Raw genomic sequence first — 13,015 nt, 5'->3', positions numbered from 1 at the left:
TCAGGCAGGATCGGAAGGAAGGGGGCGTGCGCCGGCCGGGCGCATCGGCGCGGTCGAACCGCGCACCACCAGCTGCGGCACGAAGCCCTGGTTGTGCAGCGGTGCCGGCGCATCGTCGTAGGCGTCGCTGCGCAGCTGCGCGATCAGCAGGCGCGCGGCATGGCGGGCGATGTCTTCGGTGGCCTGCTTGGCGGTGGTCAGCGGCGGCCACGACTGGCGCGAGAACGGGCTGTCCTCGAAACCGGCAATGGACAGGTCGTAGGGCACGTTCATGCCGGCCGACTTGGCGGCGGCCAGCACGCCGGCAGCGATTTCGTCGTTGGAACCGAAGATGGCGGTAGGCGGTTCGCGCAGCGCCAGCAGGCGGCGCGCGCCACGGAAACCGTCGTCGAAGGTGTAGTCGCCCTGCACCACCAAGTGCTTGTCCACGGTCATGCCGTAGTCCTTCAGCGCGGCCTCATAACCGGCATAGCGTTCGCCCGAGGAGCGGTGCGAGCTGCCGCCCCAGAGGAAGCCGATGCGCTGGTGCCCCAGCTGGATCAGGTGTTCGGTGATCTCGTAGGCGGCCTCGCGGTCGTCGACAAACACGCAGGCACCGTCGGCCGGATCTTCGGTGGCCGCAATGATGCGCACCAGCTTGATGCCACGCGCGGTCAGCGCCTGGATCAGGTCGCGGCGCTCGGACATCGGTGCGGTCAGCACCAGCCCGGCCAGGCGCGAACGCTGCACCCAGTCAGCCAGTTCATCGGCCAGCAGCGGCGAACTGGAATCGCAGGGATGGATCTGCAGGCCGAACCCGGTCTCGCGGCAGGCGGCGAGCACGCCGTTCTGCACGCCGATGATGTGGTACGGGTTCGGGTTGTCGTAGACCAGCCCGATCACGAAGGTGGTGCCGCTGCGCAGGTTGCGCGCGGACGGATCGGGTTCGTAATCGAGCTCGGCGATGGCACGCAGCACCCGCGCGCGGGTGGCCTGCATCACCGAGGGCTCGTTGTTGATCACCCGCGATACCGTCTTCAGCGAGACCTTGGCCTTTTCGGCAACGTCCTTGATGGTCGCTCTGCGCATCGGTTTTTCCTGGGGTTGGCTGCCGTCCATCATCGCCGATCAGCTCCGGTCCTGCGGCAGGCCCACGCGGTGGCCCACCACCGAATAGAACAGGATGTACAGGTAGCAGGGCACCATCAGCAGCACGAACACCAGCTGGAAATCGATGTGCTGCTTGAGCAGGGCGAACAGCTGCGGAATGATCGCGCCACCGGCGATGCCCATCACCAGCAGCGCCGAACCGGTTTCGGTGAAGCGCCCCAGGCCGCGGATGGCCAGCGGGAAGATGGCCGGCCACATCATGGCGTTGGCAAAGCCCAGCAGGGCCACGAAGGCCACCGACACATAGCCGTGCGTTGCCCACGCGCCCAGGCAGAACACCACGCCCAGCACCGCCGAAATGGTCAGGTAGCGCGACTGCGACACCACCCGCGGAATCACCAGCAGGCCGACCACGTAACCGACCAGCATCGCGCCCAGGGTGAAGGCGGTGAACATCTTGGTCTCGTCCAGCGGCAGGTTGAAGCCATGGCCGTAGGTGCCGATGGCATCACCGGCCATCACTTCCACGCCCACGTACACGAACAGGCACAGCACGCCCAGCCACAGGTGCGGGAACTGGAAGATGCTGCGGCGCTCGACCGCACCGGCGGCCACCGGCGTAGCGTTGGCTTCGGACGATCTGATTTCCGGCAGCGGCGAGAACAGGATCGCCACCGCCAACACCACCAGCAGCGCCGCCATGGCCAGGTACGGGGCATGGATCTTGGCGGCGAACTGGTTCAGCAGCACGGCTTTGGTCGCGGCATCGGCCGCCTGCACCTGCACGTCCAGATCGCCAATGCCATGCAGCACCACCGTGCCGATCAGGATCGGCGCCAGGATGCCGGCGATCTTGTTGCAGATGCCCATCAACGCGATGCGCCGCGCCGCCGTTTCGATCGGCCCAAGGATCGAGATGTACGGGTTGATGGCCGTCTGCAGCAGGGCCAGGCCGCTGCCGATCACGAACAGGCCGCCCAGTGCGCCGGGGTACCAGCGCTGGGTGGCGAATTCGCCGAACAGTGCCGCGCCACCGGCCATCACCAGCAGGCTCAGGCTCAGGCCCTTCTTCATGCCGGTACGGCGCAGGATCCACGACGAGGGCAGCGCCAGGAAGAAGTAGGACAGGTAGAACACCATCAGCACCAGGAAGGCGCCGACCTCGCTGAGCTCGAAGGCGAGCTTGACGAAGGTGATCAACGGGCCGTTGAGCCAGGTGAAGAAGCCGATCAGGAAGAACAGCACGCCGACGATGGCGATGGAGGTGGCCACGTTCGGGCGCGCGCTTGCAGCGGGGACGGCGGACATCAGGAGGGCTCCTGCGGCGACAGCCGCAGAACGCGGCGTCGGAGAGTGGCTGGGAACAACGTTGTCACATTCTTTCGGTGGACAACGGCGGTTTGTCAACTTCCATGCACGCCCCTTCATCCTCGTGCTGCACTGCGCAAGTCGATTGCGGTGCTCCGCGCTGAATGCGCGCCAGCCCTAGAGCCCCATGCAGCAACGGTTCCCACGTGAAACCCGCACTCACGCCATGTAAACGTTTACTGCCTGTCGCATTCGTTGCGGCGCAGCAACGAAAGTGTCACGAACTCGTTGACATCGTTGTCAGCGCGGTTACAGACTCCGCCCCAATCGCTGCCCCCGATCCCGGGGCCAGCCCCACCTGCAGCAGGAGCCCGCGTGACCGCCAGCCACCCCGCCCCGTCGCATGTCCTGTCCCGCGTCGCGCCCTCGTTCCTGGCCGCGGACGTCGGTGGCACCCATGTGCGCGTGGCCCGGGTCCAGGCCAGCGGTGACACCGCCCATCCGGTGCAGGTGCTGGAATACCGCAAGTACCGCAACGCCGACCATGCCGGCCTCAGCGCGATCCTGTCCGACTTCCTCGGCGAAGGCCCGCGGCCCACGCATTGCGTGGTTGCCAGCGCCGGCTACGCCCGCGAGGACGGCACGGTGATCACCGCCAACCTGCCGTGGCCACTGTCGGCGCGCCAGGTGGAGGCCGACGTCGGCCTGCAGCGGGTCTACATCGTCAACGACTTCGAAGCGGTGGCCTATGCCGCTGCGCAGGTGGACGCCAGCGGGGTGCTGCACCTGTGCGGGCCGGACACCGGCACGCGTGGCCCGACCCTGGTGGTCGGCCCCGGCACCGGCCTCGGCGCCGCGCTGTGGATCCCCACTGCGCATGGTCCGGTGGTCCTGCCGACCGAAGCCGGCCAGCCGACCCTGGCGGCCAGCACCGAACTGGAAATGGCCATCGTCCGCCACATGCAGCGCGACCGCGCCCACGTGTCGATCGAACATGCGATCTCCGGCCCCGGCCTGATGAACCTGTACCGCGCGGTCTGCGCGCTGCAGGGGCAGGCGCCGACCCTGGCCAGCCCCGATGCGGTCACCGCCGCCGCCATGGCCGACACCGATGCGCATGCGCGCCAGGCGCTGGATGTGTTCTGCGGCCTGCTCGGCAGCACCATCGGCGACATGGCCCTGTTCTATGGTGCCCACGGTGGCGTCTACCTGGCCGGCGGCATCCTGCCGCAGATCCGCGAATACCTGCACGCCAGCACCTTCGTCGAACGCTACCTGCAGAAGGGGCCGATGGGCGAAGCACTGGCACGCATCCCGGTGAAGGTCGTCGAACACGGCCAGCTGGGCGTGGTCGGCGCTGCCAGCTGGTACCTGCAGCAGCAGTCGGCCGCCTGACACCGCAACAGGCTTCAACGCAATCGCAGCACGCAGTACGTGGCACGCCAACGCACGGGACTTCGCCGCCGCCCCGCGCATGTCATCGCAACCGTTATCGAACACCGCCGCCGGCATCCAATCGAGTGATGAGGAGAGACATCATGAATACCCGCAAGACCCTGCTTTCGGCCGCCATCGTCAGCTGCATCGCCTTCAGTGCGCACGCGCAGCAGGCTGCCCCGACCGCCACCGACCTGGACACCGTGACCGTTACCGGCATCCGTGGTTCGATGGAAAAATCGCTGGACACCAAGCGCGAAGCCAATGCGCGCGTGGAAGTGGTCACCGCCGAGGACGTGGGCAAGCTGCCGGCGCACAACGTCGCCGACACCCTGCAGCGCCTGCCGGGCGTCAACATCAGCTCGTCCAGCGCCGATGAAGGCGGTTTCGACGAAGCCGACCGTGTCAGCCTGCGCGGCACCAGCCCGAGCCTGACCCAGACCCTGATCAACGGCCACACCGTCGGTTCGGCCGACTGGTTCGTGCTCAGCCAGGGCAACAACGTCGGCCGCAGCGTCAGCTACTCGCTGCTGCCGTCCGAACTGGTCAGCTCGGTGGAAGTGAACAAGTCCTCGCAGGCCAAGCTGCAGGACGGCGGCACCACCGGTACCGTCAACATCATCACCCGCAAGCCACTGGAATTCTCCAAGCCGTTCACCGCGGAAGGCTCGATCGGCCTGGTGCGCTCGGACCAGGCCAAGTCGAACGACCCGCAATATTCGGCGCTGTTCAACTACAAGAACGACGAAGGCACCTTCGGCGTGATGGTGCAGGGCTTCAGCCAGAAGCGCGAACTGCGCCGTGAAGCGCAGGAAATCCCGGGTGGCTTCTTCAAGATCGGCGCAAACGATCCGGTCGCCAGGACCAATCCGGACCTGATCGGCGTCAACGTTCCGGGCCTGCTGGGTTCGACCCTGTTCGAACAGACCCGCGAGCGCAAGGGCGGCCTGGTCTCGCTGCAGTTCAAGCCGAGCGACAGCCTCACCCTCGGCCTCAATGGTTTCAGCTCCGAGCTGAAGGCGAACAACTACAACCGCAACTTCATGATGTTCGGCAACAGCTTCGCCAAGTCGCAGGCGCCGGATCCGGGCTATGTGGTCAAGGACGGCGTGCTGACCAACGCCAACTACAAGGGCGTGCCCGGCACCGACTATGCGGTGTACGACATGATCTACCGCGAGTCGAAGGCCAAGTCGAGCTATGTCACCTTCGATGCCGACTGGCAGATCAGCGACAGCCTGACCGCCAAGTTCCAGGCCGGCAGCACCAAGGGTACCGGCGAGACGCCGCGCCAGTACATCGCCGAGGTCACCCTGGCCAACGGCGGCGGCGCCAGCTGGGCTACCCACGGCAATGGCTCGCCGATCGACTGGAACGTCGGCGGCGACATCTCGCCCAACGGCGTGACCAGCTTCGGCACCTGGGGCAACCAGCAGGTCACCGCTGAAGACAAGGAGAATTGGGCCACGCTCGATTTCAACCAGTACTTCAACGATGGCGGCGTGCTGAGCTCGATCGACTTCGGCCTGCGTTTCGCCGACCACAAGCGCGAAGCGCTGTCGCCGGAAGGTGCAACCCCGGGTGACATCTGGAGCGCGCTGAAGAACGGCGCGACGGCCAACTATCCCAGCGGCTTTGCCGGTGACATCGGCGGCACCTTCCCGCGCAACCTCTGGTACTTCACCCCGGGCGCGCTGAAGGACGCGGTGACCAACAACTCCACCTGGCTGGCCGGCAATGATGGCCCGACCGGTCGCCACAACTATGGCGCCGAGTGGAAGGTGAAGGAAAAGAACTTCGCCGGCTACGTGCAGGCCAACTTCCGCGGCGACTGGTGGAGCGGCAACGTCGGCCTGCGCTACGTCAACATCAAGCAGGACATCGACACCTACAACGCCGTCAGCAAGGCCGCCGATGCCGATGTCAGCAGCCTGTTCGGCATGTGGGAGCGCCTGGCCTTCCAGAGCAAGCGCAACCGCGTATTGCCCAGCGCCAACATCAAGTTCGACCTGGACGACTCGCTGGTGCTGCGCGTCGCCGCCTCGCAGACCCAGACCCTGCCGGACTACTCGGCACTGGGTGCCTCCTCGTACGGTTCGGACCTGAACCGCACCGGCGGCGGTGGCAATCCGAACCTCAAGCCGACCCTGTCGACCAACCTGGACGCCAACCTGGAGTGGTACTTCATGCCGCGCGGCCTGCTGTCGGTGGGCGCGTACCACATGAACCTGAAGGACTACATCGCCTTCGACGTGGTCTCGCGCCAGCTGTACAGCGAACTGACCAACCAGCTTGAGACCTACCAGATCTCCACCCCGATCAATGCCGACGGCAAGGTCACCGGCGTGGAAGTGGCCTACGAACAGCCGATCGGCGAGTACTTCGGCGTCAATGCCAATTACACCTACGCCAACGGCACCACCTCGCACACCTGGTCGGACGGCTCGCACAATCTGCTGGGCACCTCGAAGAACACCTACAACGTGGGTGCCTACTTCGAGAACGAGCGCTTTGGCGCCCGCGTCAGCTATACCCGCCGTTCCTCGTTCCTGATCAGCCTGTCGGGCACCAATCCGTACTACCAGGATGACTTCGGCACGCTGTCGGCGTCGCTGAGCTACAAGGCCACCGACTGGCTGAGCATCACCCTGGATGGCCTGAACCTCAACAACCCGACCTACAAGTACTACCAGACCGCGGCCATCCCGACCTCGTTCTACAGCAACGGTCGCCAGTACTACCTCAACTTCCGCTTCAAGTACTGATCCAGCGGCGGCAACATCGCCGAGTCGTGCACGCACGCCGGGCCTGGGTCATTCCGGGCCCGGCGTTTTTCATGTATAGCGTTCATCGCACCGTTCCAAGGAGTCGTACCGATGGTCAAGCCTTCCCGCGCCCGGATGCGCAGCGCAGTGCTGCTGGGCAGCCTGCTCGCCCTGTTGCCGGCACTGCCGGCACTTGCCGCCGACCCCATGCCGGCCGCTGAGGCACCCGGCCCGCAGCTGCGTGCCGGCAGCCTGATGCTGATTCCCGCCCCCAGCAATGTGCAGCCTGGCCAGGGCAGCGGCATCACCGTGCGCGCCGATACCGTGCTGCAGGCCGAAGGCGAGGCCGCACAGCGCGTCGCCAGCCAGTTCGCCGACCTGCTGGCGCGCAGTGGCGGCCCGCGCCTGGGGCTGGCCAAGGGCAAGGCGGCGGCCAGGACCGGTGGCATCCGCTTCCAGATCGTGCCCACCTTCCGCGACAGCGGCGAGGGCTACACGCTGGAAAGCACCGCACAGGGCGTAGTGGTACAGGCCGGCAACGAAACCGGCCTGTTCTACGGCGCAACCACCCTCGCCCAGCTCGCCACCGGCGGCAGCAACGGCGTGCTGCCAGCGGTGCAGATCCAGGACGCGCCACGCTTCAGCTGGCGCGGTTTCATGCTCGACTCGGCGCGGCATTTCCAGAGCCTGGACGAGATCAAGCGCGTGCTCGACGCGATGGCCGCGCACAAGCTCAACACCTTCCATTGGCACCTGACCGATGACCAGGGTTGGCGCATGGAGATCAAGCGCTATCCGAAGCTGACCGGAGTGGGCAGCTGCCGCCTGCCGGCCGGCGACGGTGGCACCGATCCGGGCACTGGCAAGGAGCATCCGTATTGCGGCTTCTACACGCAGGACCAGATCCGCGAAGTGATTGCCTATGCCGCGAAGCTGCATATCCAGGTGATTCCGGAAATCGATGTGCCGGGGCACGCGACCGCGGCGATTGCCGCGTACCCGGAACTGGGTTCGATCAATACCCCGCTGAAGCCGCTCAGCGAATGGGGCGTGTTCCCGAACCTGTTCAACGTGGAAGACAGTACTGTCACCTTCCTCGAGAACGTACTGGAGGAAGTGATCGAACTGTTCCCGGCCAAGTACGTGCACGTCGGCGGCGACGAGGCGGTCAAGGACCAGTGGGAAGCCTCCAGGCAGGTCCAGCAGCGCATGCGTGCGCTGGGCATCAAGGATGAAATGGCCATGCAGAGCCACATCATCAAGCGCCTGGAGACCTTCCTGGAGGAGCACGACCGGCGCCTGATCGGCTGGGATGAAATCCTCGAAGGCGGGCTGCCGCCGCAGGCCACGGTGATGTCCTGGCAGGGCACCGAAGGTGGCCTGGCCGCGGCCAGTGCTGGCCATGACGTGGTCATGTCGCCCGTGGGCTACCTCTATCTGGATTACCTGCAGACGGCCTCGCCGAACGAACCGCCGGGCCGCCCGGCCCAGGTCAACCTCGGCAAGCTGTACAACTTCGAGCCCGTGCCGGCCGAGCTGGCCGCTGACAAGCGCGGGCACATCCTCGGCCTGCAGGCCAACATGTTCACCGAACACACGCGCACCTATGCGCGCCTGCAGCACAACCTGTTCCCGCGCCTGGCCGCGGTGGCCGAGACCGGCTGGAGCACGCCGGAACATCGCGACTTCCGCGATTTCCTCGCGCGCCTGCCCGCGCAGCTGCAACGCTACCGCGCTTGGGGCCTGGCCTACGCGCAGACCCCGTTCGAAGTGGGCGTGGACTACACCGACAACCGCGCCGCCAACACGGTGACCGTGTCGCTGGCCAACCCGCTGGGCTATGAAGTGCGCTACAGCACCGATGGCCAGCCGGTGACGGCGCAGTCGCCGCTGTACCGGCAGCCGCTGACCAGTACGCTGCCGACCACGGTGCAGGCCGCCGCGTTCTACCAGGGCCAGATGCTGGCGGCGAAGCCGACGGTCGCGGACTTCAGTGCGCAATCGCTGCTCAGCCGCCGCAGTGACGAACTGCTCAGCTGCGTAGGCAAGAAGGGGCTGGTGCTGCGCCTGGAAGACGATGGCCCGCGCGAGGGAAACCGCGCAGTGTTCAACGTGGACATCTTCCAGCCATGCTGGCGCTGGCCACAGGCACAGCTGGACGGCATCGGCAGCGTGGAAGTCCGCGCGGGGCGTATTCCGTACTACTTCCAGCTGGCCCACGACGAGCCCAAGCGTCGCTTCGAGAAGGCCAAGCGTGCGCATGGCGAGATGCTGGTGCGTCGCGGCGACTGCAGCGGCAAGGTGCTGGCCGAAGTGCCGCTGCCGGCCACGCCGGATGCCGATGGCTTCGTGACGCTGCGTGCGACGCTGCCGAAGGGCTCCCAGGGCACCGGTGACCTGTGCATCAACTTCACCGGCGACACGCGCCCGGCGATGTGGGTGCTGGATGAGGTCACGCTGGGGAAGTGACCCCAAGCCTGTCCTGGCGCAATCGATCCACGCATGGCGTGGATCTACTGTAGAGCCGAGCCCATGCTCGGCTGCCTTTGGGAGGAAGCCGAGCATGGGCTCGGCTCTACAGGAACTTTACCCGCGCCAGCGCAGCAGCAGATCGCGCTGCGGGGTCAGTGCCGTAGCCAGGCCGGCCAGCACGCCGATCGTGTTGGCCAGCGCGTCCATCGGATCGGCCATGCGGTCATCGGTCAATGCGCCCTGCGCGAACTCGATGCCGATCCCCATCAGCACCAGGCCCACGCCCACCCACAGCAGCGGACGTCCGCGCCGGAACAGCTGTACCGCGCTGCCAGCCAGGATGAAATAGGCGAGGAAGTGCTCACCCTTGTCGCCGTTTTCCGGCAACGGAATCGGTGGCGGTGGGATCAGGCAGACCACGATCACCAGCAACACCGCGCTGAACCACAGTGCGGTCCACAGCCGCGGCCGCCGCAGCGGCTTGATCAGCGGCAGCGCATCGCTCACAGGCGCCAGCTCAGGTCACCCAGCTCGAAGGCGGGCTCGAAGTCGACGCCGCGCTGCAGGCCGATCGCCTGGAAGCGCTCCCCCATCTCGGTCGGCAGGGTCAGCTTCTTCACCTGGTCGCGCAGCTGGATGCGGCCGACTTCATCGGTGCGCTCCTCGGCCAGCGACAGCACCTGGTCCAGGCCGTTGCCGAGCAGGAAGCTGGCCTGGCTGCAGTAGCCCGCCAGCTCGAAACCGCCGTGCATGCCGGCCTCGGCCATCGCGGTGAAATCCACCGACGCGGTGATGTCCTGCAGCCCCGGCCAGCGGTGCACGTCGTTGTGCACGTGGTGGCGGTAGAACGCGCGTACGGTGCCCTCATCGCGGTCGTGCTGGTAGAACTCGCCACGGTTGTAACCGTAGTCGATGAACAGCATCGCACCGCGCTGCAGGCCGCCCGCCACCGCCTGCAACCAGTACGGCAGCTGCGGCAGCACCTCGGAACGGTAGCCCTCGGCGAAGGGGCGCTCCAGGTAGCGCTCGATGTGGCGCACCGCACCGTTGAGCAGGATGTCGGCCGGCTGCGCACCACGGATGAAGTTGCCTTCGGCGTCCAGTTCCACGGTTTCCTCGTAGACCTCGCCATCCCGGATCAGGAAGCGCGGCGTCGGCAGCGCGTCGATCACTTCGTTGGCAAACACCACGCCCTCCCAGTCCTCTTCGAACGGGCGATCGACCCAGTCCACGCGTGCGGCCAGCTCGGCCGGCAGGTTCTGCTGCAGGCGCTGTTGCTGGCGCTCGCGCAGGTCGGCGCTGGGTTCGAGGATGGCGTAGCGCGACGGCAGCGCGTCCAGCTCGGCCAGGCGCAGCAGCACCGCTTCGGCGAAGGCGCCGGTACCACCGCCCAGTTCCAGCATCCGCGCCTGCGTACCCAGCTGGGCGAACACCGGCGCCAGCGCGTTGGCCACGCTGCCGGCGAACAGGCTGCCGAGCTCGGGCGCGGTGGTGAAGTCGCCACTGCCGCCGAATTTGCTGGCGCCGGCGCTGTAATAGCCCCAGCCGGGGGTGTACAGGCACAGCTCCATGAAGCGGGAGAACGGCATTGCCCCGCCCTGCGCAAGGATTTCGGCGCGCAGGGCAGCGGCCAGCTGGTCGCTGTGGGCCAGGGCATCGGCTTCGGGCAGGGGGAAGGTGGGCTGCATGGCGTCTTCGAATGCGGTGACAATGGTGCACAGGATAGCCGAGCCTTGGAGGACCCTCGATGAGCGATACCCACCCCGTGGTCCTGATCACCGGCAGCGCGCGCCGGATCGGTGCGGCCATCGCCCGCCAGTTCCACGCCTGTGGCTGGTCGGTGGTGCTGCACGCCAACACCTCCAGCGCCGAGCTGCAGCAGGCTGCGTTCGATTTCGACAACGTGCGCCCGGGCAGCGTGCTGGCCCTGCAGGCCGACCTGCGTGACGCCGACGCCCTGGCCGATCTGGTCGAACAGGCCGTCACCCACTTCGGCCGCCTGGACGCGCTGGTCAACAACGCCTCCAACTTCTTCCCCACCCCGCTCGGCCAGGTCACCGCCGAGGCGATGGACGCGCTGTATGCGGTCAATGCACGCGCGCCGCTGCTGCTGTCACAGGCGGCAGCGCCCTACCTGCGCCGCCAGCAGGGCTGCATCGTCAACCTCACCGACCTGCACGGCACCGACCCGATGCGTGACCACATCGCCTACACCATGGCCAAGGCCGCGCTGGAGATGGCAACGCGCGCGCTGGCGCTGGAGCTGGCGCCGAAGGTGCGGGTCAATGCAGTAGCGCCGGGTGCGATCCTGTGGCCGGAACAGGGCAAGGATGATTTCGCCCGCGAGGCGCTGCTGGCACGCACGCCTTTGGCGCGGATCGGCACCGTCGAGGAGATCGCCGAGGCGGTGTACTGGCTGGTGGCCGAGGCCAGCTTCGTCACCGGCCACACCCTGCGCGTGGATGGCGGGCGTACGGTCAGCTGAAAGGTTGCCGGGGTCCACAACGGGGTCAGATCCCATTTCCCGGCGGGAAAAGGGATCTGACCCCGTCACTCCAGATCCACCACCTCGAATGCCTCGCCAAACTGCGGGTGCGCGCGCCACAGCGTGGCCAGGTCCTGGCCGCTGACCGGGTCGATGAAGCCCGGCGCGATGTCGGCCAGCGGCTTCAGCACGAACGCGTGCTTCAGCTCCGGCCGCGGGATGCGCAGGTGCCCCGGGCCTTCCAGCACCAGGTCGCCATAGAACACCACGTCGATGTCCAGGGTCCGGTCGGAGAAGCGCGGCCCGCTGCGGTCGCGACCGTGCGCGTCTTCCAGCGCGTGCAGCCAGTCGTCCAGTTCCTGCAGCGGCAGGTCGGTCTCGATCGCCACCGCATTGTTGAGGAAGGCCGGGCCATCGAAGCCGACCGCGGCGGTACGGTAGGCCGGCGATACCTGCAGCGCGCCGAAGCGCTCGCGCAGGGCCGCCACCGCGGCGTGGAGGTAGCGGCGGGGCTGGACATTGCTGCCCAGGCTCAGGAGCACGGTCGTCATGCGGTTCAGGTGGCAGCAATGGGGGCGTGGACATGCCGTCGTCACGGCGGCCTGCCTACAATCCGGGATGCACATGATAGGGCACCGACATGACCTATTGCGTTGGAATCGAGGTGGACGAGGGCCTGGTCTTCGCTGCCGACACCCGGACCAATGCCTCGCTGGACGATGTGCGCGTGCATCGCAAGCTGCACGTGTTCGAGTATCCCGGCCAGGCAGCCTACGTGCTGATGGCGGCTGGCAACCTGGCCACCACCCAGCTGCTGGTGTCGCGTCTGGGCCGCGACGCCGCAGAGCGGCGCGTGCCCAACCTGCGCGACATGCCCCACCTGTTCGAAGCCGCCGAGTACGTCGGCCAGCTGCTGGTGGACAGCCAGGTGCACACCAACCACAGCGAACATGGCCACGATGGGGTCAATACCCAGGCCACGCTGATCTTCGGCGGGCAGATCGCCGGCGAGCGCCCCGGGCTGTACATGATCTATCCGCTCGGCAACGCCATCGCCGCCTCGCCGGAGACGCCCTACCTGCAGATCGGTGAATCCAAGTACGGCAAGCCGATCCTCGACCGCATCCTCAGCCCGGCCACGCGCCTGGAGGATGCCGCACGCACGGCGATCGTCTCGTTGGACTCCACCATCCGTTCCAACCTGTCGGTGGGCCTGCCGATCGACCTGGCGCTGCTGCGCGACGGCGAACTGCGCATCGGCCAGCAGCTGCGGCTGGGTGCGGATTCCACGCTGTATGCGGACATCCACCAGAACTGGTCGCGGCGGCTGGAACAGGCAGTGGACGCCCTGCCGCGCTTCCCCTGGGAAACCAACGGACGGTAGTGCCGGCCGCTGGCCGGCAACCGCGTTGATCCCACCACACAGGGATGCCGGCCAGCGGCCGGCACTACCGCGACA

At 66.9% G+C, this 13,015-nt stretch carries 10 protein-coding genes; 5 read left to right on the top strand and 5 right to left on the bottom strand.

Annotated features, from left to right (window positions below):
- Both E5790_RS13165 and E5790_RS13160 read right to left on the bottom strand, forming a co-directional pair.
- A complete protein-coding gene (locus E5790_RS13165; protein WP_005411045.1) occupies positions 1-1,068 on the bottom strand; it encodes a LacI family DNA-binding transcriptional regulator in 1,068 nt (355 codons plus the stop codon).
- 39 nt (positions 1,069-1,107) lie between these two features.
- Positions 1,108-2,397, bottom strand: coding sequence for a sugar MFS transporter (locus tag E5790_RS13160; RefSeq protein WP_136191762.1), 1,290 nt, complete (start codon positions 2,395-2,397; stop codon positions 1,108-1,110).
- A 375-nt stretch (positions 2,398-2,772) separates the two neighbouring features.
- Here E5790_RS13160 and E5790_RS13155 point away from each other — a divergent pair, with 375 nt between their 5' ends.
- The 3 genes from E5790_RS13155 (at position 2,773) to E5790_RS13145 (ending at position 9,068) form a co-directional block, all read left to right on the top strand.
- Positions 2,773-3,792 carry a glucokinase family protein gene (locus E5790_RS13155; protein ID WP_111205667.1) on the top strand — a complete coding sequence of 340 codons (1,020 nt, stop codon included), beginning with the start codon at positions 2,773-2,775 and terminating at the stop codon, positions 3,790-3,792.
- Between the two features lie 143 nt (positions 3,793-3,935).
- Positions 3,936-6,599: a TonB-dependent receptor gene (locus E5790_RS13150; protein ID WP_111205666.1), complete on the top strand. Its 2,664-nt coding sequence runs from the start codon at positions 3,936-3,938 to the stop codon at positions 6,597-6,599.
- A 111-nt stretch (positions 6,600-6,710) separates the two neighbouring features.
- Positions 6,711-9,068: a family 20 glycosylhydrolase gene (locus tag E5790_RS13145; RefSeq protein ID WP_111205665.1), complete on the top strand. Its 2,358-nt coding sequence runs from the start codon at positions 6,711-6,713 to the stop codon at positions 9,066-9,068.
- A gap of 117 nt (positions 9,069-9,185) precedes the next feature.
- Here E5790_RS13145 and E5790_RS13140 read toward each other — a convergent pair whose 3' ends face one another.
- Both E5790_RS13140 and E5790_RS13135 read right to left on the bottom strand, forming a co-directional pair.
- Positions 9,186-9,578 (bottom strand): VanZ family protein, encoded by a 393-nt coding sequence (locus tag E5790_RS13140; protein WP_111205664.1) that lies wholly within the window; start codon positions 9,576-9,578, stop codon positions 9,186-9,188.
- Positions 9,575-10,759, bottom strand: coding sequence for an SAM-dependent methyltransferase (locus E5790_RS13135; RefSeq protein WP_014648426.1), 1,185 nt, complete (start codon positions 10,757-10,759; stop codon positions 9,575-9,577). The genes E5790_RS13140 and E5790_RS13135 overlap by 4 nt, the downstream gene beginning before the upstream one ends.
- A gap of 59 nt (positions 10,760-10,818) precedes the next feature.
- Between E5790_RS13135 and E5790_RS13130 the strand changes: the two genes are divergently transcribed.
- Entirely contained in the window at positions 10,819-11,556 is a 738-nt protein-coding gene (locus E5790_RS13130) for a pteridine reductase (RefSeq protein ID WP_014648427.1), read from the top strand.
- 65 nt (positions 11,557-11,621) lie between these two features.
- Here E5790_RS13130 and folK read toward each other — a convergent pair whose 3' ends face one another.
- Positions 11,622-12,107, bottom strand: coding sequence for a 2-amino-4-hydroxy-6-hydroxymethyldihydropteridine diphosphokinase (gene folK / locus E5790_RS13125; protein WP_014648428.1), 486 nt, complete (start codon positions 12,105-12,107; stop codon positions 11,622-11,624).
- A gap of 89 nt (positions 12,108-12,196) precedes the next feature.
- Between folK and E5790_RS13120 the strand changes: the two genes are divergently transcribed.
- Complete coding sequence (locus E5790_RS13120) at positions 12,197-12,940, top strand: 20S proteasome subunits A/B (protein ID WP_046432549.1); 744 nt, start codon at positions 12,197-12,199, stop codon at positions 12,938-12,940.
- Positions 12,941-13,015 lie beyond the last annotated feature (75 nt).

The sequence above is a fragment of the Stenotrophomonas sp. PAMC25021 genome (assembly GCF_004795795.1).
Lineage (GTDB): Bacteria > Pseudomonadota > Gammaproteobacteria > Xanthomonadales > Xanthomonadaceae > Stenotrophomonas > Stenotrophomonas muris.
This window is presented reverse-complemented; position numbering and strand designations above follow the sequence as displayed.

Bases quoted from the DNA above. Each gene is read 5' to 3' on its own strand.
- E5790_RS13160 (WP_136191762.1), bottom strand. From the start codon at position 2,397: ATGTCCGCCGTCCCCGCTGCAAGCGCGCGCCCGAACGTGGCCACCTCC.
- E5790_RS13145 (WP_111205665.1), top strand. From the start codon at position 6,711: ATGGTCAAGCCTTCCCGCGCCCGGATGCGCAGCGCAGTGCTGCTGGGC.
- E5790_RS13165 (WP_005411045.1), bottom strand. From the start codon at position 1,068: ATGCGCAGAGCGACCATCAAGGACGTTGCCGAAAAGGCCAAGGTCTCG.
- E5790_RS13135 (WP_014648426.1), bottom strand. From the start codon at position 10,759: ATGCAGCCCACCTTCCCCCTGCCCGAAGCCGATGCCCTGGCCCACAGC.
- E5790_RS13120 (WP_046432549.1), top strand. From the start codon at position 12,197: ATGACCTATTGCGTTGGAATCGAGGTGGACGAGGGCCTGGTCTTCGCT.
- E5790_RS13130 (WP_014648427.1), top strand. From the start codon at position 10,819: ATGAGCGATACCCACCCCGTGGTCCTGATCACCGGCAGCGCGCGCCGG.
- folK (WP_014648428.1), bottom strand. From the start codon at position 12,107: ATGACGACCGTGCTCCTGAGCCTGGGCAGCAATGTCCAGCCCCGCCGC.
- E5790_RS13150 (WP_111205666.1), top strand. From the start codon at position 3,936: ATGAATACCCGCAAGACCCTGCTTTCGGCCGCCATCGTCAGCTGCATC.